The following is an 18,759-nucleotide window of genomic DNA, read 5'->3' as shown; positions in this document are numbered from 1 at the left end:
TTCTGTAAGATTTCATCCCCTGAAGTCTAGGTTGGAGCCAGCGCCTTGCTGCAAAACATTCGCGTGGTCCTGGTCGGTACCAGTCACCCCGGCAATATCGGCGGGGCGGCTCGCGCCATGAAAAACATGGGGTTATCGCGCCTGGTGCTGGTGGAGCCCGAGCAGTTCCCTCATCAGGAAGCCTGGGCGCGTGCCTCCGGTGCCGATGACATTCTCGAGTCCGCGCAGGTCGTCGGAACGCTGGAAGAGGCGTTGGTCGGCTGCAGCCTGGTGTACGGCACCAGTGCGCGTGATCGCCATATTCCCTGGCCGTTGCTCGACCCTCGCGAGTGCGGTGCCAGTTGCGTCGAGCAGGTGGAGGGTGGTGCGGAAGTGGCGCTGGTGTTCGGGCGTGAGTACGCCGGCCTCACTAATGAAGAGCTGCAGCGCTGCCAGTTCCACGTGCATATCCCGTCGGACCCCGAATTCGGTTCGCTGAACCTGGCGGCGGCTGTCCAGGTGCTGACCTATGAGGCGCGCATGGCCTGGCTGGGCGTGCAGGGCAAGCCGACCAAGATGGAGAAGGTGGAGCTGACCGCCGAGGAAAACATCCAGCCGGTGACGGTGGATGAGCTGGAACTGTTCTTCGGCCACCTCGAACGTACGTTGGTCGATATCGGTTTTCTCGACCCGGAGCGCCCGCGCCATTTGATGCCACGGCTGCGTCGCCTGTACGGGCGTAGTGCCATCAGCAAGCTCGAGATGAATATCCTGCGCGGCATCCTGACTGAGACCCAGAAGGCTGCGCGTGGAGAAATCCAGAAGCGGAGAGAGAAGTGATGTTCGAACGCATTCGAGAAGACATTCAAAGCGTATTCCACCGTGACCCGGCTGCGCGCAATGCCTTCGAGGTGCTCACCTGTTACCCCGGCCTGCACGCCATCTGGCTGCATCGTCTGGCCAATGCCTTGTGGCTGGCGGGCTGGAAGTGGCTGGCGCGCCTGGTGTCGAACTTCAGTCGCTGGATGACTGGTATCGAGATCCACCCGGGTGCTCGCATCGGTCGGCGCTTCTTCATCGATCACGGCATGGGCATCGTCATTGGCGAAACCGCCGAGATCGGCAATGACGTCACCCTCTATCAAGGTGTGACGCTGGGTGGCACCAGCTGGAATGCCGGCAAGCGCCACCCGACGCTGGAGGACGGCGTGGTGGTCGGTGCGGGCGCCAAGGTGCTCGGCCCGTTCACGGTGGGAGCTGGCGCCAAGATCGGCTCCAACGCCGTGGTGACCAAGGCGGTGCCGGCCGGCGCCACTGCCGTGGGGATTCCGGGGCGGGTCATCGTCAAGGAAGACCCGGAGCAAGTGGCCAAGCGCCAGGCCATCGCCGAGAAGTTTGGTTTCGATGCTTATGGCGTGAGCCAGGACATGCCTGACCCGGTGGCGCGCGCGATCGGACAGTTGCTGGACCACGTCCAGGCGGTGGATGAGCGCCTGGAGGGCATGTGCAAGGCGCTGACGGCCCTGGGTAGCGACTACTGCGGCAAGGCACTGCCGGCGCTTCGCGAAGAAGATTTCGAGGGTGTAAAGGACGAGGTGCGGCCGCCGGCGGCCTGATGGGCGAGGGGTGCGATAGGGGGTGCAATTCTGATATCATGCGCGCCCCTGTATCTGCTAATCCCGACTAATTTGATAGGTCTTATAGTTGACTTAAATAGTCGGGAATCGCATACTCGCTGGCAAATCAGCGAACCGTGGAACTCCCATGCGCTTGACCACTAAAGGCCGCTACGCCGTCACAGCCATGCTCGACCTGGCTTTGCATTCGCAGCAAGGTCCGGTTTCTCTGGCAGATATTTCCGAGCGTCAGGGCATCTCCCTTTCCTACCTCGAACAGCTCTTCGCCAAGTTGCGCCGTGGCAATCTGGTCAGCAGTGTTCGTGGTCCGGGTGGCGGTTATCAGCTTTCCCGCGATGTGGCCAGCATCTACGTGGCCGAAGTCATCGACGCCGTCAACGAGTCGGTCGACGTCACGCGCTGCCAGGGGCAGGGCAATTGCGACTCTTCCGGGGGCGCTTGCCTGACCCACCATCTGTGGGATGACCTGAGCATGCAGATCCACGAGTTCCTCAGCAGCATCAGCCTGAGTGACATCGTCGCCCGTAACGAAGTCCAAGAGGTGGCCCAGCGCCAGAACGAGCGCCATGACCAGCGCCGCCTCGGTGGCAGGATGCCGCGTTCAGAAAAGATTGAAGTGTCCGCCATCGAATGAGCAGGGCGCCCGCCTGATAGGAGATAACCGATGAAATTGCCGATTTACCTGGACTACTCCGCTACCACGCCGGTGGACCCTCGTGTTGCACAGAAGATGAGCGACTGCCTGCTGGTCGATGGCAACTTCGGCAACCCGGCCTCGCGTTCCCACGTGTTCGGCTGGAAGGCCGAGGAAGCGGTGGAGAATGCCCGCCGCCAGGTCGCCGAGCTGGTCAATGCCGACCCTCGCGAAATCGTCTGGACCTCCGGTGCCACCGAGTCCGACAACCTTGCCATCAAGGGTGTCGCGCACTTCTACAACACCAAGGGCAAGCACATCATCACCTCCAAGATCGAGCACAAGGCGGTCCTGGACACCACTCGCCAGCTCGAGCGTGAAGGCTTCGAAGTCACCTATATCGAGCCGGGCGAAGACGGCCTGATCACCCCCGCGATGGTCGAAGCGGCCCTGCGCGACGACACCATCCTGGTGTCGGTGATGCACGTGAACAACGAAATCGGCACCATCAACGACATCGCGGCCATCGGTGAACTGACCCGTGCCCGCGGCATCCTGTTCCACGTCGATGCGGCCCAGTCCACCGGCAAGGTCGAGATCGACCTGGACAAGCTGAAGGTCGACCTGATGTCCTTCTCTGCCCACAAGACCTACGGCCCTAAAGGCATTGGCGCCCTCTACGTGCGTCGCAAGCCGCGCGTGCGCCTGGAGGCCATGATGCATGGCGGTGGTCACGAGCGCGGTATGCGTTCCGGCACCCTGGCCACCCACCAGATCGTCGGCATGGGTGAAGCCTTCCACATCGCCAAGCAGGAAATGGCCTCCGAGAACCAGCGCATCAAGGCACTGGCGGACCGCTTCTGGGCTGCGGTGGACGGTATGGAAGAGCTCTACCTCAATGGCAGCGCCACTTCTCGCGTCCCGCACAACCTGAACATCAGCTTCAACTACGTCGAAGGCGAGTCGCTGATCATGGCGCTGAAGGACCTCGCGGTCTCTTCGGGTTCCGCCTGCACCTCGGCCTCTCTCGAGCCGTCCTACGTGCTGCGCGCACTGGGCCGCAACGACGAGTTGGCACACAGCTCCATTCGTTTCACCTTTGGCCGCTTCACCACCGAGCAAGAAGTGGATTACGCAGCCAGCAAGGTCCGTGAAGCCGTAGACAAGCTCCGTGAATTGTCTCCCCTGTGGGACATGTACAAAGAGGGCGTCGACCTCTCGACGGTCGAATGGCAGGCGCACTGACGCCACCCCTGATGAGTGAGGAATAAGCACCATGGCATACAGCGAAAAGGTCATCGACCACTACGAAAACCCGCGCAACGTCGGCAAGCTCGACGCTGAAGATCCTGATGTCGGCACCGGCATGGTCGGCGCGCCGGCGTGCGGCGACGTGATGCGCCTGCAGATCAAGGTCAACGAGCAGGGCGTTATCGAAGACGCCAAGTTCAAGACCTACGGTTGCGGTTCGGCCATCGCCTCCAGCTCCCTCGCCACCGAGTGGATGAAGGGCAAGACCCTGGACGAAGCCGCCGCGATCAAGAACACCACCATTGCCGAAGAGCTGGCGCTGCCGCCGGTGAAGATCCACTGCTCGGTTCTGGCCGAGGACGCCATCAAGGCGGCCGTCCAGGACTACAAGCAGAAAAAGGGTCTGCTCTAACCGCTCGACTGAGTTAAGGAGCCGCTATGGCCATCAGCATGACCGCTTCCGCCGCCGATCACGTGCGTCGCTCCCTCGAAGGGCGCGGCAAGGGTGAGGGTATCCGCCTGGGTGTTCGCACTACCGGCTGCTCCGGCCTGGCCTATGTCCTGGAGTTCGTCGATGAAGTGGCGAGCGAGGACATGGTCTTCGAAAGCTTCGGCATGAAGGTGATCATCGATCCCAAGAGCCTGTCCTACCTCGATGGCACTGAGCTGGACTTCGTCCGCGAAGGCCTCAACGAGGGGTTCAAGTTCAACAATCCGAACGTTCGCGGCGAGTGTGGTTGCGGCGAGAGCTTTAACGTCTGAGGCGTCTCGTGGGCACCCCCTGTCATTTCGCATTGTTTGAACTGAAGCCTGGCTTCGACCTCGATCTGGATCAGTTGGCGAGCCGCTATCGCGAGCTGGCGCGTAGCGCCCATCCGGATCGCTTCGTCGATACCTCCGAGCGCGAGCAGCGCCTGGCCGTGGAGCACGCGGCGCAGCTGAACGAGGCCTACCAGACGCTGAAGAGCGCGCCTCGTCGGGCGCGTTACCTGCTGGCGATCCGTGGCCACGAGCTGCCCCTGGAGGCGACCGTCAAGGACCCCGAGTTCCTGTTGCAGCAGATGCAGTGGCGGGAAGAGCTGGAAGAGCTCCACGACAGTGCGGACCTGCCCGGCGTAGCTGCTTTCAAGCGGCGTCTCAAGGCGGCCCAGTCCGATCTGGATGGTGCCTTCTCCGCCTGCTGGAACGACGATGCCCGCCGCGAGGATGCCGAGCGCCTGGTGCGCCGCATGCAGTTCCTCGACAAGCTGACTCACGAAGTGCGCCAACTGGAAGAGCGCCTCGACGACTAACCCGCGCATCGCCGCATGGACGATGGTGCGCCTGAAAATCAGACAAGCATGGCCCTACTGCAGATCGCTGAACCCGGACAGAGCCCCAAACCGCACCAGCGCCGCCTGGCGGTGGGCATCGACCTGGGCACCACGAATTCCCTGGTGGCCGCTGTGCGCAGTGGTGTTTCCGCACCGCTGGCCGATGCCGATGGGCAGGTCATCATGCCGTCCGCCGTGCGCTACCACGCGGATCACGTCGAAGTCGGCCGTTCGGCAAAAGAGGCGGCTTCCGCCGATCCGCTGAACACCGTTCTTTCGGTCAAGCGCTTCATGGGGCGCGGCCTGGAAGACGTGAAGCAACTGGGTGAGCAGCTCCCCTACCGCTTCGCCACCGGCGAGTCGCACATGCCCTTCATCGAGACCGTGCAGGGCGCCAAGAGCCCTGTTGAAGTCTCGGCCGAAATCCTCCGCGCCTTGCGCCAGCGCGCCGAAGCCACCCTGGGTGGTGAGCTGGTGGGGGCGGTGATCACGGTTCCCGCCTACTTCGACGATGCCCAGCGCCAGGCCACCAAGGACGCTGCCCGCATTGCCGGGCTCAATGTCCTGCGCCTGCTCAACGAGCCCACCGCTGCTGCCGTTGCCTACGGGCTGGATAAGCAGGCCGAAGGCGTCGTGGCCATCTACGACCTGGGCGGCGGCACGTTCGATATTTCCATCCTGCGCCTGACCCGTGGCGTCTTCGAAGTCATGGCAACCGGTGGCGACAGCGCTCTCGGCGGCGACGATTTCGACCATGCCCTGGCGGGCTGGATCGTCGAGCAGGCCGGGCTTTCCGCCGACCTCGATCCCGGTGCCCAGCGCAGCCTTCTGGAGGCCGCTTGTGCCGCCAAGGAAGCGCTGACCACTGCCGATACGATCGAGGTTCGTTATGCGCAGTGGTCGGGCCAGCTGACCCGTGCACGCTTCGACGAGCTGATCGAGCCCATGGTCGCTCGCAGTCTCAAGGCTTGCCGCCGCGCTGTTCGTGATGCCGGCATCGAGGTTGAGGAGGTCGAGGCCGTGGTCATGGTCGGCGGCTCCACCCGTGTCCCGCGCGTGCGCGAAGCGGTTGGCGAGCTTTTCTCCCATCCGCCCCTGACCGATATCGATCCTGATCAGGTGGTGGCCATCGGCGCTGCCGTGCAGGCGGACACCCTGGCGGGCAACAAGCGTGGCGAAGAGCTGCTGCTGCTGGATGTCATCCCGCTGTCCCTGGGGCTCGAAACCATGGGCGGGCTGATGGAGAAGGTGATTCCGCGCAATACCACCATCCCCGTCGCCCGTGCCCAGGAGTTCACTACCTACAAGGACGGCCAGACGGCCATGATGATCCACGTGCTCCAGGGTGAGCGCGAGTTGATCAAGGACTGCCGATCCCTGGCCCGTTTCGAACTGCGTGGCATACCGCCCATGGTTGCCGGCGCTGCGAAGATCCGCGTGACCTTCCAGGTGGATGCCGACGGCCTGCTGGGCGTGACGGCCAGCGAAACCGCCTCCGGCGTGGAAGCCAGCGTCCAGGTCAAGCCTTCCTACGGCCTGACCGACGGTGAGATCACCCGCATGCTGCAGGACTCCTTCCAGCACGCCAACGACGACAAGGTCGCCCGCGTGCTGCGTGAGCAGCAGGTCGATGCCCAGCGCCTGATCGAGGCGGTCCAGGCCGCGTTGCAGGCGGATGGCGACGCGCTGCTCACCGCTGAAGAGCGGATCGCCATCGACTTCCAACTGGAGCAACTGCAGGCTCTGCTGGAGGGCACCGACGGTGCCGCCATCGAACAGCAAACCAAGCGGCTGACCCAAGTGACCGACGCCTTCGCGGCGCGTCGCATGGATGCCAGCGTCAAGGCTGCCCTGGCGGGGCGCCGACTGAATGAAATCGAGGAATGACTGATGCCGCAGATCGTATTTCTGCCCAATGCCGAGCATTGCCCTGAAGGGATGGTGGTCGAGGCCCAGCCGGGCGAAACCATCATTGCGGCGGCCATGCGCAACGGCCTGGAGATCGAGCACGCCTGCGAGATGTCCTGTGCCTGCACCACCTGCCATGTCGTGATCCGCGAGGGCTTCAACACCCTCGAAGCGTCCGACGAGCTGGAAGACGACATGCTGGACAAGGCCTGGGGCCTGGAAGCCGAGTCGCGACTGTCCTGTCAGGCCGTCGTGGGGGAGGTGGATCTCGTCGTGGAGATTCCGAAGTACACTCTCAACCAGGTTTCTGAAAAGCACTGAGGAAAGGTCATGAGTCTCAAATGGGTCGATGTTCTGGAGATCGCCATCCAGCTGGCCGAGAGCAAGCCCGAGGTTGACCCGCGCTACGTCAACTTCGTCGATCTGCACAATTGGGTCGTGAGCCTGCCGGAGTTCGATGACGACAGTCAGCGCGGCGGTGAGAAGGTCCTCGAAGCCATCCAGGCGGCATGGATCGAAGAAGCCGACTGAAGCCCGGTCTGCTGACCCTACGCATTTAACAGGAACCCGCGTATAATTCGCGGGTTTAATTTTTCGCTTTAATCCTGATTTCTGGAGTTTCACATGGCCGTTGAACGTACCCTTTCCATCATCAAGCCCGACGCCGTTGCCAAGAACGTAGTGGGCGAGATCGTCACCCGTTTCGAAAAAGCCGGCCTGAGCGTCGTCGCTGCCAAGATGGTTCAACTCTCCGAGCGCGAAGCTGGCGGTTTCTACGCCGAGCACAAAGAGCGTCCCTTCTTCAAGGATCTGGTTTCCTTCATGACCTCCGGCCCGGTTGTCGTGCAGGTGCTGGAAGGTGAAGGCGCCATCGCCAAGAACCGCGAACTGATGGGCGCTACCGACCCGAAGAAAGCCGACGCTGGCACCATCCGCGCTGATTTCGCCGTTTCCATCGACGAAAACGCCGTACACGGTTCCGACTCCGAGGCTTCTGCTGCTCGCGAGATCTCCTACTTCTTCGCCGCCACCGAGGTGTGCGCTCGTATTCGCTGATAGCGAAGGCACGAGGGTGAAGCCATGACTGAATCAACCGGTAAAGTTAACCTGCTGGGCTTGACCCAGTCGCAACTGGAGAACTTCTTCGAGACCATCGGGGAGAAGCGCTTCCGTGCCGGACAGGTGATGAAATGGATTCACCACTTTGGCGTCGATGATTTCGACGCCATGAGCAATATCGGCAAGGCCCTGCGCGACAAGCTCAAGGCCTCTGCCGAGATTCGCGGTCCCGAAATCGTCAGCCAGGACATCTCCAGCGACGGCACCCGCAAATGGGTGGTGCGCGTGGCGTCCGGCAGCTGCGTCGAGACCGTGTACATCCCGCAAGGCGGACGCGGCACCCTCTGCGTCTCCTCCCAGGCGGGCTGCGCGCTGGATTGCAGCTTCTGCTCCACCGGCAAGCAGGGTTTCAACAGCGACCTCACCGCCGCCGAAGTCATCGGTCAGGTGTGGATCGCCAACAAGTCCTTCGGCACCGTTCCGGCCAAGATCGACCGCGCCGTCACCAACGTGGTGATGATGGGCATGGGCGAGCCGTTGCTGAATTTCGACAACGTGGTTGCCGCCATGAACATCATGATGGACGACCTCGGTTACGGCATTTCCAAGCGCAAGGTGACCCTGTCCACCTCGGGCGTTGCGCCGATGATCGACAAGCTGGGCGAGCAGATCGACGTTTCCCTGGCGCTGTCGCTGCATGCGCCGAACGACGAATTGCGCAACAAGCTGGTGCCGATCAACAAGAAGTACCCCCTGGCGGTGGTGCTCGATGCCTGCCAACGCTACATCGCCCGACTGGGCGAGAAACGTTTCCTGACCATTGAGTACACCCTGCTCAAGGATGTGAACGATCAGCCTCTCCACGCTGAGCAGATGATCGCACTCCTCAAGGATTTTCCTTGCAAGATCAACCTGATTCCGTTTAATCCCTTCCCTTTCTCGGGGTACGAGCGGCCGAGCAATAACGCCATTCGCCGTTTCCAGGACATGCTCCACAAGGCCGGCCACAATGTCACCGTGCGCACCACGCGCGGGGATGACATCGACGCTGCCTGCGGTCAACTCGTTGGCCAGGTCATGGACCGTACCCGCCGCAGCGAGCGCTACATCGCCGTACGCCAGCTCAATGGCGATACCGACGCTCCGCAGAACGCTGCCAACCGAAACTGAAGAGAGGACATCCATGACCTTGCGCCCCGCGCTGCTTCTCGTTTTCGCCAGCCTGGTGGGCTGCGTGTCCACTGGCTCCGTTGACCCGATGAAGACCGCGGAAGGCCGCGCCAAGGCCCGCGACGCCTACATCCAGCTGGGCATCGGCTATCTCTCCCAAGGGGCGGCCGAGCGGGCCAAGGTGCCGCTGCGCAAGGCCCTCGAGCTCGACTCGTCCAGCGCCGACGCCAACGCCGCGCTGGCCCTGGTGTTCCAGACCGAAATGGAGCCCAAGCTCGCCGACGAGCATTTCCGCAAGGCCCTGTCCTCGCGCACCGATTCCCGCATCCTCAACAACTACGGCGGTTTCCTCTATGAGCAGAAACGCTACGAGGAAGCCTACAAGCGCTTCGAGCAGGCCGCCGAAGACAGCCTCTATCCCGAACGCTCCCGCGTGTTCGAGAACCTCGGGCTCACTGCCCTGCGGATGAACCGCCCGGACCTGGCCAAGCAGCATTTCGACAAGTCCCTGCGCCTGAACCGCCAGCAGCCCGTTGCGCTGCTGGAGATGGCCGACTTGTCCTACGCCGATAAGCAGTACGTCCCGGCCCGCGACTACTACGACCGCTACAGCAAGATCGCCCCCCAGAGTGCCCGCAGCCTGCTGCTGGGCACTCGGCTGGCCACCGTATTCGATGATCGCGACCAGGCCGCGAGCCTGGGTCTGCAACTCAAACGACTCTATCCCGGCACGCCGGAATACCAGCAATACCTGTCGGAGCAAAGATGAAAGCGTCGCAACCCGAAATTGCCGCCGCGACCCGTGCCAACCCAGGCGAGACCCTGCGCCAGGCACGTGAAAGCAAGGACCTGAGCCTTGCCGAGGTCGCCCGACAGCTGAACCTGACCGAGCAGGCCCTGCGCCAGCTCGAAGCGGGCTCTTTCGAACAGTTGCCCGGTCATACCTTCGCCCGTGGCTACATCCGTGCCTACGCCAAGCTGCTGGGTATGGACCAGGCGCGCCTGGTGACCGACTTCGACCTCTATACCGGCACCGACGCCACCGGCAGCAATGTCCACAGCCTCGGCCGCATCGAGGAGCCCGTGCGCCTGTCGCAGAGCGTGCTGCGCTTCGTCAGCTTCGCCATCCTGCTGGTCCTCGGCGTCATCGGTTTCCTCTGGTGGCAGGACCAGGCTGAGCGCCGCAGCGGCGAAACCGCCGACATCAGCATGGAGCACGTCGAAGTCGAAAGCGCCGACGGCACCACCCAGATCCACCCGCTGGACGAGCCCGAGGACCAGGCCGTGGCCGACGCCCAGGAAGGCGAGGAGGCGGCTCCGAGCGAGCTGTCCCCCGAGGTCGCCGCCCAGCCCGAAGGCACGCCCCCTGCAGCTGGCACCACGCCTGCCGCGCCCGTGCAGGCCCTGCCGCTGCCCCAGGGCAGTGCACCCGCCACCAGCGCACCGGCCGCACCCGCCGCCTCCGCACCCGCCGCCTCCGTACCGGCAGCGCCCGTTGCGCCTGCCACCCCGGCTGTCCCGTCCGCTCCGGCTTCCACTGCTCCGGCCGCACCTGCCGCGGCCCCGGTAGTCGCTGCCGCAGGCCAGGGCCTGGTGCGTATCCAGTTCGTTGCCAACTGCTGGACCCAGGTGACCGATGCCGATGGCAAGGTCCTGCTCAGCGCCCTGAAACGCACCGGCGAGAGCGTCGAGCTGGCCGGCCGGCCGCCGTTCGAACTGCGCCTCGGCTATGCCCGTGGCGCCCAGGTCAGCTACAACGGCCAATCCGTCGACGTAGCGCCCTACACCCACGGCGAGACTGCTCGCCTGAAGCTGGGGCAATAAGCCATGCATTGTGAATCCCCGATCAAACGCCGCCAGTCCCGCAAGATCTGGGTCGGCTCGGTACCGGTGGGCGGTGATGCCCCCATCGCCGTGCAGAGCATGACCAACACCGATACCTGCGACGTAGCCGCCACCGTTGGCCAGATCCGTCGTCTGGAAGAAGCCGGCGCCGACATCGTCCGCGTTTCGGTACCTGACATGGACGCCGCCGAGGCCTTCGGCAAGATCAAGAAGCTGGTCAACGTCCCCCTGGTCGCCGACATCCACTTCGACTACACCATCGCCCTGCGCGTGGCGGAGCTGGGCGTCGATTGCCTGCGCATCAACCCGGGCAACATCGGTCGCGAAGACCGCGTGCGCGCCGTGGTCGATGCCGCCCGTGATCGCGGTATCCCGATCCGCATCGGCGTCAACGCCGGTTCGCTGGAGAAGGACCTGCAGAAGAAATACGGCGAACCCACCCCGCAAGCCCTGGTGGAATCCGCGCTGCGTCATGTCGAGCACCTGGATCGCCTGGATTTCCAGGACTTCAAGGTTAGCGTCAAGGCGTCCGATGTGTTCATGGCGGTGGAAGCCTACCGCCTGCTGGCCACGCAGATCGTCCAGCCGCTGCACCTGGGTATCACCGAAGCCGGTGGCTTGCGCTCCGGCACCGTGAAGTCCGCCGTGGGCCTGGGCATGCTGCTCGCCGACGGGATTGGCGATACCATCCGCATCTCGCTGGCGGCCGACCCGGTCGAAGAGATCAAGGTCGGTTACGACATTCTCAAGTCCCTGCGCCTGCGTTCCCGTGGCATCAACTTCATCGCCTGTCCGAGCTGCTCGCGGCAGAACTTCGATGTGGTCAAGACCATGAACGAGCTGGAAGGCCGCCTCGAGGACCTGCTGGTCCCGCTGGACGTCGCGGTCATCGGTTGCGTGGTCAACGGTCCCGGCGAAGCCAAGGAAGCCCATGTGGGGCTGACCGGCGGCACGCCGAACAACCTGATCTACATCGACGGCAAGCCGGCGCAGAAGCTGAACAATGACAACCTGGTGGATGAGCTGGAAAAGCTGATCCGTCGCAAAGCGGCCGAAAAGGTCGAAGCTGACGCGGCCGTCATCGCCCGCAGCTGATTAAGGATTCCGAGTGAGCAAGACGCTGCAAGCCATCCGTGGCATGAACGACATCCTGCCGGAGCAGACCCCTGCCTGGCGTTACCTGGAACGCACCCTGGCAGACCTGCTGGACAGCTACGGCTACCGTGAAGTCCGCCTGCCGATCCTCGAGTTCACCGAGCTCTTCGCCCGCGGCATCGGCGAAGGCACCGACGTGGTCGACAAGGAGATGTACACCTTCCTCGACCGCAACGAAGAATCCCTGACCCTGCGCCCCGAAGGCACCGCGGGCTGCGTGCGTGCGGTGCTTGAGCACGGCATGACCGGCGGCGGCCAGGTGCAGAAGCTCTGGTACGCGGGCCCGATGTTCCGCTACGAGAAGCCGCAGAAAGGCCGTTATCGCCAGTTCCACCAGATCGGCGTGGAAGTCTTCAACCTGCCCGGCCCGGACATCGACGCCGAGCTGATCGTGCTCACCTGGCGCCTGTGGAAGAAGCTCGGCCTCGGCGACGCCGTGACCCTGCAGCTCAACAGCCTGGGCTCCAGCGAGGCACGTGTCGCCTACCGCGAGGCCCTGGTGGCCTACCTGCAGGAGCGCTTCGACCGTCTCGACGAAGACAGCCAGCGCCGCATGACCACCAACCCGCTGCGCATCCTCGATAGCAAGGTGCCGGAAACCCAGGCCCTGCTCGTCGATGCACCGCGCCTGCACGACTACCTGGACGCCGAGTCCGTGGCCCACTTCGAAGGCCTCAAGGCGCGCCTGGACGCGGTCGGCATCCGTTACGAGATCAACCAGAAGCTGGTGCGCGGGCTGGACTACTACAGCCGCACTGCCTTCGAATGGGTCACCGACAAGCTCGGCTCCCAGGGCACCGTCTGCGGTGGTGGTCGCTATGACGGCCTGATCACCCAGTTCGGCGGCAAGCCGACCCCGGGCGTCGGCTTCGCCATGGGTGTCGAGCGACTGGTGCTGCTGCTGGAAACCCTGGAGCTGATTCCCGCCGAGCTCAACGCCCCGGCGCATGCCTTCATCTGCGCGTTCGGCGAGCCTGCCGAACTCGCGGCGCTGACACTGGCCGAGCAGCTGCGTGACGCCGTTCCCGGCCTGCGCCTGCTGGTCAACTCCGGTGCCGGCAGCTTCAAGAGCCAGTTCAAGAAAGCCGACAAGAGCGGCGCACGCTTCGCCCTGATCCTGGGTGAGGACGAACTGGCCAACCGCGTGGTAGGTTTCAAACCCCTGCGCGACGACAGCGAACAACAGAACATCGCCTGGGACGCTCTCGCAGAGCGCCTGGCGGCCTGCATCGATCAGGCTTGAGCCTTTAGAACATAGGAGTATTGGGGTGAGCACGCGTACCGAAGATGAAGAGCTGGCGGCGATCAAGGATTGGTGGCAGCGCAATGGCAAGCCCCTGCTCACCGGCGGCGCCCTCGCGCTGGTGGTGGTCTTCGGCTGGCAGGCCTGGCAGAAGCACCAGACCAACCAGGCCCAGGGCGCGTCCCAGGTCTACCAGCAATTGCTGGAAACCGCGCTGAATCCGTCCGGCAAGCCCGACGCCGGCAAGGTCGCCGAACTGGCCACCAAGCTCAAGACCGATTTCGGCGGTACCCACTACGCCCAGTACGGCAGCCTGTTCGTCGCCAAGGTGGCGGTCGAATCCGGCAAGCTCGATGACGCTGCGGCCGAACTCAAGGCCGTGGTGGACAAGCCCGCCGATGCCACCCTCGGTGAGCTGGCCCGTCAGCGCCTGGCCCGTGTCCTGGCTGCCCAGGGCAAGGTCGACGACGCGCTGAAGCTGCTCGAAGGCGATGCCAGCAAGTCCTACCTGGCCAGCCGTGAAGAACTGAAAGGCGATCTGCTGGTGCAGCTGGGTCGTTCCGACGAGGCGCATGCCGCCTATGAGAAAGCCAAGGCCGCCCTGCCGGAAGACGCGGCGGTCGGTGGCTTGCAGATGAAGCTCGACGACCTGGCCAAAGGGGATGCGTGACGTGATGCGCTGGAAATTTGCCGCACTGCTGGCCATGGCCGTTCTGGCCGCAGGTTGCAGCAGCAATAGCAAGAAGGAACTGCCGCCTGCCGAACTGCCCGACATCACCGAAGAGGTCCAGCTCAAAGAGGTCTGGAGCCGCTCCATCGGCGAAGGTCAGGGCGATTCCTACAACATGCTGGTCCCGTCCGTGGACGGCGATGTCATCTATGCCGGTGACGTCGAAGGCCTCGTGGTCGCCATCGACCGCATGAGCGGCGACAAGCTCTGGGAACAGGAACTGGACCTGCCGGTATCCGGCGCGGTCGGCGCGGGCTACGGCCTGGTGCTGGTCGGTACCCTCAAGGGCCAGGTGATCGCCCTCGACGCCAGCACTGGCGAAGAGAAGTGGCGCGCCCGGGTCAACGGTGAAGTCCTCGCTCCGCCGGCCACCAACGGTGACGTGGTGGTAGTACAGACCCAGAACGACACCCTGTTCGGCTTCGACGCCGCCACCGGTGAGCAGCGCTGGATCTACGAAAACACCCCCGCCGTGCTGACCCTGCGTGGCACCGGTGCGCCGATCGTGACCAACCGCCTGGCCGTTGCCGGCCTGTCGTCGGGCAAGGTCATCGCCCTCGACGTGCAACGCGGCCTGCCCATCTGGGAACAACGCGTCGCCGTTCCGCAAGGCCGTTCCGAGCTGGATCGCGTGGTCGACATCGACGGTGGCCTGCTGCTGTCCGGCGGCACCCTGTACGTCGCCACCTACCAGGGCCGCGTCGCGGGTCTGGACCTGGACAGCGGCCGTGTGCTCTGGCAGCGCGAAGCCTCCAGCTACGTGGGCGTCGCCCAGGGCTTCGGCAACGTTTACGTGAGCCAGGCCAGCGGCACCATCGAAGGCATCGACGAGCGTTCCTCCTCGGCGCTGTGGAGCAACGAGTCCCTGGCCCGTCGCCAGCTCTCGGCTCCGGAAGTGTTCTCCAGCTACGTGGCGGTCGGCGACTTCGAAGGCTACCTGCACCTGCTGAGCCAGGTGGATGGTCACTTCGTGGGCCGCGAGAAGATCGACGGCGACGGCCTGCGTGCCCGTCCGTTGGTGATCGGCGACATGCTGTATGCCTTCGGCAACGGCGGGAAGCTGGTCGCGCTGACCATCCGCTAAGCTGAAAAATAGTGTCCGGCCGCTGCCGTCTGACGGCAGCGGCCGTTGCGTTTTCTGAAATAACGAATTGGAGAGCCTCATGGTTCCCGTAATTGCCCTGGTGGGCCGCCCGAACGTCGGCAAGTCCACCCTGTTCAACCGCCTGACCAAGACCCGCGACGCCATCGTCGCGGAGTACGCGGGGCTGACCCGTGACCGCCAATACGGCGAGGCGAAGTGGAACGGCCGCACCTTCATCGTCATCGATACCGGTGGTATCTCGGGTGACGAGCAGGGCATCGACGCGAAGATGGCCGAACAGTCCCTGCAGGCCATCGAAGAGGCCGATGCAGTGCTGTTCATGGTCGACTCCCGCGCCGGCATGAGCGCTGCCGATCAGTCCATCGCGGAGCACCTGCGCAAGCGCAACAAGAAGACCTACCTGGTCGCGAACAAGGTCGACACCGTCGACCCGGACCTCGCCCGCGCCGAGTTCAGCCCCCTGGGCCTGGGCGACGCCCTGCCGATCGCCGCCGCCCACGGGCGTGGCATCAGCCAGATGCTGCAGGAAGCCCTCGGCGAATTCCCCCGCGATGACGCGGCCGAGGAAGACGCTGCGCTCCAGACCGAGGAAGTCGCCGAAGGCGAAGAGCTCAGCCGCATCCCCGGGCCGAGCGAGAAGGACGGCATCAAGATCGCCATCATCGGGCGCCCCAACGTCGGCAAGTCGACGCTGGTCAACCGCATGCTCGGCGAGGAGCGGGTCATCGTCTATGACCAGGCCGGTACCACCCGCGACAGCATCTACATCCCCTTCGAGCGCAACGAAGAGAAGTACACCCTGATCGACACCGCTGGCGTACGTCGTCGCGGCAAGATCTTCGAAGCGGTCGAGAAGTTCTCGGTGGTCAAGACGCTGCAGGCGATCCAGGACGCCAACGTGGTGATCTTCGTCATGGACGCCCGCGAAGGCGTGGTCGAGCACGACCTCAACCTGCTCGGCTTCGTGCTGGAAACCGGCCGCGCGCTGGTCATCGCCCTGAACAAGTGGGACGGCATGGAATCCGGTGAGCGCGACTACGTGAAGACCGAGCTGGAGCGCCGGCTGTTCTTCGTCGACTTCGCCGACATCCACTTCATCTCCGCGCTGCATGGCACCGGTGTAGGCAACCTGTACAAGTCGGTGCAGGCGTCCTTCAAATCCGCCATCACCCGCTGGCCCACCAGCCGCCTGACCCAGATCCTCGAAGGCGCGGTGCAAGAGCACCAGCCGCCGCTGGTCAACGGCCGCCGCATCAAGCTGCGCTATGCCCACCTCGGTGGTGCCAACCCGCCGCTGATCGTGATCCACGGCAACCAGGTCGAGTCGGTGCCCAAGTCGTACTCGCGCTACCTGGAGAACACCTACCGGCGCGTGCTGAAGCTGGTGGGTACGCCCATCCGCATCGAGTACAAGGGTGGCGACAACCCCTTCGAGGGCAAGAAGAACACCCTCACCGACCGCCAGGTGAACAAGAAACGCCGCCTCATGTCCCACCACAAGAAGGCTGACAAGAAGCGCCGCGACAAGAACCGCTGATTCTCGCAGCACCGGAAAAGGGCGCCCATGGGCGCCTTTTTCATTTCTGTTGTCCCGGGCCCTCACGCAGCGCCGCCAGGCGCCGCTTTCATCTTGGTCATGAGCCTCGTCAGGCCTTAAGCTAGCCGCCATCCCCAGTCGCCAGCAGCCTGAAGAAATGATCGCCAGCAAGTTGCCCAACGTCGGCACCACCATCTTCACCCGCATGTCCCAGCTCGCCGCCGAAACCGGCGCCATCAACCTGTCCCAGGGCTTCCCGGATTTCTCCGCCCCTGCCGCCCTGTGCGATGCGGTGGCCCGCCATATCGGCGCTGGCCACAACCAATACGCGCCCATGACCGGCCTGCCGGCGCTGCGCCACCAGGTGGCCGCCAAGGTCGCGACCTTCTACGGTCGCCAGGTGGATGTCGACACCGAGGTCACGGTCACCCCCGGTGCTACCGAAGCGATCTTCTGTGCCATCCAGGCGGTGGTGCGCGCCGGTGACGAGGTCATCGTCCTCGACCCCTGCTACGACAGCTACGAGCCGTCGGTGGAGCTGGCCGGTGGCCGTTGTGTGCATGTACCCCTGGCGCTGCCGGGCTTCGCCATCGACTGGCAGCGCATGACCGACGCCCTCAGCGACCGCACCCGGATGATCATCCTCAACAGCCCGCACAACCCCAGCGGCGCCCTGATTTCCCGCGCCGAGCTGGACCAGTTGGCGGCGCTGATCCGTGGCCGTGACATCTACCTGGTGTCCGACGAGGTCTACGAGCACCTGGTGTTCGACGGCCAGGCCCACGTCAGCGTGCTGTCCCACGACGAGCTCTACGCCCGCGCCTTCGTGGTCAGCTCCTTCGGCAAGACCTACCACGTCACCGGCTGGAAGACCGGCTACGTGGTCGCGCCACCGGCCCTCTCCGCCGAGCTGCGCAAGGTGCACCAGTACGTCAACTTCTGCGGCGTCACCCCGCTGCAGTGGGCGCTGGCCGATTTCATGGCCGCGCACCCGGAGCACCTCACCGAGCTCCCCGGCTTCTACCAGGCCAAGCGCGACCTGTTCTGCGACCTGCTGGCCGACTCCCGCTTCGGCTTCACCCGCGCCGCCGGCACTTACTTCCAACTGGTGGACTACAGCGCCATCCGCCCCGAGCTGGACGATGTGGCCATGGCCGAATGGCTGACCCGTGAACATGGCGTTGCCGCCATTCCCGTGTCGGTGTTCTACCAGAGCGCCCCGCGCGACCTGCGTCTGGTGCGCTTCTGCTTCGCCAAACGTGAGGAGACGCTGCGCCAGGCAGCGGAAAAACTATGCGCGATCTGACCGCGTTGCCCGACCTCAAGCTGGCCCTGGTGCAAAGCACCCTGGCCTGGCACGACGCGGCTGCCAACCGCAGCCACTTCGAGGTGCTGCTGGAACAGGCGTGTGGCGCCGACCTGGTGGTGCTACCGGAAATGTTCACCACCGGCTTTTCCATGGATTCGGCCACCCTCGCCGAGGAGGAAGAGGGCGTCACCTACGCCTGGCTGCGTGAGCAGGCCCGGCGCATCGATGCCGTGGTGACGGGCAGCCTGATCATCCGCGCTGCCGACGGCAGCCATCGCAACCGCCTGCTCTGGGCGCGCCCCGACGGCGAAGTGCTGCACTACGACAAGCGCCACCTGTTCCGCATGGCCGGTGAACACAAGCACTACACCCCGGGGGATACCCAGGCGCTGTTCGAGCTCAAGGGCTGGCGGGTGCGCCCGCTGGTCTGCTACGACCTGCGCTTCCCGGTCTGGAGCCGCGACCCCCACGACACCGACCTGCTGCTCTACACCGCCAACTGGCCTGCTGCGCGCCGCCACCACTGGAACCGCCTGCTGCCCGCCCGGGCCATCGAAAACCTCTGCTACGTGGCCGCGGTTAACCGCGTTGGCGAGGACGGCAAGGGCCACCCCTACAGCGGTGACAGCCAGGCACTGGACTTCCAGGGCGAGACGCTGCTCGACGCCGCCGCACAGGAAGGCGTATTCAGCGTCACCCTCAGCGCCAGTGCCCTGGCCAGCTACCGTGAGCGCTTCCCCGCCCACCTGGATGCGGATGGCTTCACCCTGCAGTCCTGATACCTGCCGCCTGGGCACCGTTCGGGGTGCTCAGGTGCTCGTCGATAAGCCGTTCCTAGGACGGGTCTGAAATACCCCCTCTACGTTTTACAGCGACCAGGCTCC

At 64.3% G+C, this 18,759-nt stretch carries 21 protein-coding genes; all 21 read left to right on the top strand.

The window, feature by feature from the left end:
* Positions 1 to 45 precede the first annotated feature (45 nt).
* The 21 genes from trmJ to OEJ36_RS01585 all read left to right on the top strand — a co-directional run bounded on the left by trmJ (position 46) and on the right by OEJ36_RS01585 (position 18,654).
* Positions 46 to 819 carry a tRNA (cytosine(32)/uridine(32)-2'-O)-methyltransferase TrmJ gene (gene trmJ / locus OEJ36_RS01685; RefSeq protein ID WP_043240082.1) on the top strand — a complete coding sequence of 258 codons (774 nt, stop codon included), beginning with the start codon at positions 46 to 48 and terminating at the stop codon, positions 817 to 819.
* Entirely contained in the window at positions 819 to 1,595 is a 777-nt protein-coding gene (gene cysE, locus OEJ36_RS01680; protein WP_263400130.1) for a serine O-acetyltransferase, read from the top strand. Before trmJ ends, cysE begins: the two co-directional genes overlap by 1 nt.
* Before the next feature lie 148 nt (positions 1,596 to 1,743).
* Positions 1,744 to 2,250, top strand: coding sequence for a Fe-S cluster assembly transcriptional regulator IscR (iscR, locus tag OEJ36_RS01675; RefSeq protein ID WP_263400129.1), 507 nt, complete (start codon positions 1,744 to 1,746; stop codon positions 2,248 to 2,250).
* Positions 2,251 to 2,280: 30 nt separating this feature from the next.
* Positions 2,281 to 3,495, top strand: coding sequence for an IscS subfamily cysteine desulfurase (locus OEJ36_RS01670; RefSeq protein WP_263400128.1), 1,215 nt, complete (start codon positions 2,281 to 2,283; stop codon positions 3,493 to 3,495).
* 31 nt (positions 3,496 to 3,526) lie between these two features.
* Positions 3,527 to 3,913 (top strand): Fe-S cluster assembly scaffold IscU, encoded by a 387-nt coding sequence (gene iscU / locus OEJ36_RS01665; protein WP_021220845.1) that lies wholly within the window; start codon positions 3,527 to 3,529, stop codon positions 3,911 to 3,913.
* Positions 3,914 to 3,939: 26 nt separating this feature from the next.
* Positions 3,940 to 4,263 carry an iron-sulfur cluster assembly protein IscA gene (iscA, locus tag OEJ36_RS01660; RefSeq protein WP_021220844.1) on the top strand — a complete coding sequence of 108 codons (324 nt, stop codon included), beginning with the start codon at positions 3,940 to 3,942 and terminating at the stop codon, positions 4,261 to 4,263.
* Positions 4,264 to 4,271: 8 nt separating this feature from the next.
* Positions 4,272 to 4,793: a co-chaperone HscB gene (gene hscB, locus OEJ36_RS01655; RefSeq protein ID WP_184487501.1), complete on the top strand. Its 522-nt coding sequence runs from the start codon at positions 4,272 to 4,274 to the stop codon at positions 4,791 to 4,793.
* A 48-nt stretch (positions 4,794 to 4,841) separates the two neighbouring features.
* Complete coding sequence (gene hscA / locus OEJ36_RS01650; protein WP_263400127.1) at positions 4,842 to 6,701, top strand: Fe-S protein assembly chaperone HscA; 1,860 nt, start codon at positions 4,842 to 4,844, stop codon at positions 6,699 to 6,701.
* A gap of 3 nt (positions 6,702 to 6,704) precedes the next feature.
* Positions 6,705 to 7,043: an ISC system 2Fe-2S type ferredoxin gene (gene fdx / locus OEJ36_RS01645; RefSeq protein WP_021220841.1), complete on the top strand. Its 339-nt coding sequence runs from the start codon at positions 6,705 to 6,707 to the stop codon at positions 7,041 to 7,043.
* Between the two features lie 9 nt (positions 7,044 to 7,052).
* The gene (gene iscX / locus OEJ36_RS01640; protein WP_111263271.1) at positions 7,053 to 7,253 is read left to right on the top strand and encodes a Fe-S cluster assembly protein IscX; all 201 of its coding nucleotides are present in this window, start codon (positions 7,053 to 7,055) and stop codon (positions 7,251 to 7,253) included.
* 93 nt (positions 7,254 to 7,346) lie between these two features.
* A complete protein-coding gene (gene ndk, locus OEJ36_RS01635; RefSeq protein ID WP_021220839.1) occupies positions 7,347 to 7,778 on the top strand; it encodes a nucleoside-diphosphate kinase in 432 nt (143 codons plus the stop codon).
* A gap of 24 nt (positions 7,779 to 7,802) precedes the next feature.
* Positions 7,803 to 8,951, top strand: coding sequence for a 23S rRNA (adenine(2503)-C(2))-methyltransferase RlmN (rlmN, locus tag OEJ36_RS01630; RefSeq protein WP_263400126.1), 1,149 nt, complete (start codon positions 7,803 to 7,805; stop codon positions 8,949 to 8,951).
* Positions 8,952 to 8,964: 13 nt separating this feature from the next.
* Complete coding sequence (gene pilW / locus OEJ36_RS01625; protein ID WP_263400125.1) at positions 8,965 to 9,720, top strand: type IV pilus biogenesis/stability protein PilW; 756 nt, start codon at positions 8,965 to 8,967, stop codon at positions 9,718 to 9,720.
* Positions 9,717 to 10,775, top strand: coding sequence for a helix-turn-helix domain-containing protein (locus OEJ36_RS01620; protein ID WP_263400124.1), 1,059 nt, complete (start codon positions 9,717 to 9,719; stop codon positions 10,773 to 10,775). Before pilW ends, OEJ36_RS01620 begins: the two co-directional genes overlap by 4 nt.
* Before the next feature lie 3 nt (positions 10,776 to 10,778).
* Entirely contained in the window at positions 10,779 to 11,891 is a 1,113-nt protein-coding gene (gene ispG, locus OEJ36_RS01615) for a flavodoxin-dependent (E)-4-hydroxy-3-methylbut-2-enyl-diphosphate synthase (RefSeq protein WP_043240098.1), read from the top strand.
* 13 nt (positions 11,892 to 11,904) lie between these two features.
* Positions 11,905 to 13,194, top strand: a complete 1,290-nt coding sequence (hisS, locus tag OEJ36_RS01610) for a histidine--tRNA ligase (protein ID WP_263400123.1) — start codon at positions 11,905 to 11,907, stop codon at positions 13,192 to 13,194.
* Between the two features lie 25 nt (positions 13,195 to 13,219).
* Positions 13,220 to 13,864 carry a YfgM family protein gene (locus OEJ36_RS01605; RefSeq protein WP_043240102.1) on the top strand — a complete coding sequence of 215 codons (645 nt, stop codon included), beginning with the start codon at positions 13,220 to 13,222 and terminating at the stop codon, positions 13,862 to 13,864.
* Positions 13,857 to 15,008 (top strand): outer membrane protein assembly factor BamB, encoded by a 1,152-nt coding sequence (gene bamB / locus OEJ36_RS01600; RefSeq protein ID WP_021220832.1) that lies wholly within the window; start codon positions 13,857 to 13,859, stop codon positions 15,006 to 15,008. The genes OEJ36_RS01605 and bamB overlap by 8 nt, the downstream gene beginning before the upstream one ends.
* Before the next feature lie 79 nt (positions 15,009 to 15,087).
* Positions 15,088 to 16,566 (top strand): ribosome biogenesis GTPase Der, encoded by a 1,479-nt coding sequence (der, locus tag OEJ36_RS01595; RefSeq protein ID WP_263400122.1) that lies wholly within the window; start codon positions 15,088 to 15,090, stop codon positions 16,564 to 16,566.
* A 157-nt stretch (positions 16,567 to 16,723) separates the two neighbouring features.
* Entirely contained in the window at positions 16,724 to 17,872 is a 1,149-nt protein-coding gene (locus OEJ36_RS01590; RefSeq protein WP_263400121.1) for a pyridoxal phosphate-dependent aminotransferase, read from the top strand.
* Complete coding sequence (locus tag OEJ36_RS01585) at positions 17,860 to 18,654, top strand: amidohydrolase (RefSeq protein ID WP_263400120.1); 795 nt, start codon at positions 17,860 to 17,862, stop codon at positions 18,652 to 18,654. Before OEJ36_RS01590 ends, OEJ36_RS01585 begins: the two co-directional genes overlap by 13 nt.
* Positions 18,655 to 18,759: the final 105 nt, after the last annotated feature.

Source organism: Pseudomonas sp. PDM13 (genome assembly GCF_025685765.1).
Classification (GTDB): Bacteria; Pseudomonadota; Gammaproteobacteria; order Pseudomonadales; family Pseudomonadaceae; genus Metapseudomonas; species Metapseudomonas solani.
This window is presented reverse-complemented; position numbering and strand designations above follow the sequence as displayed.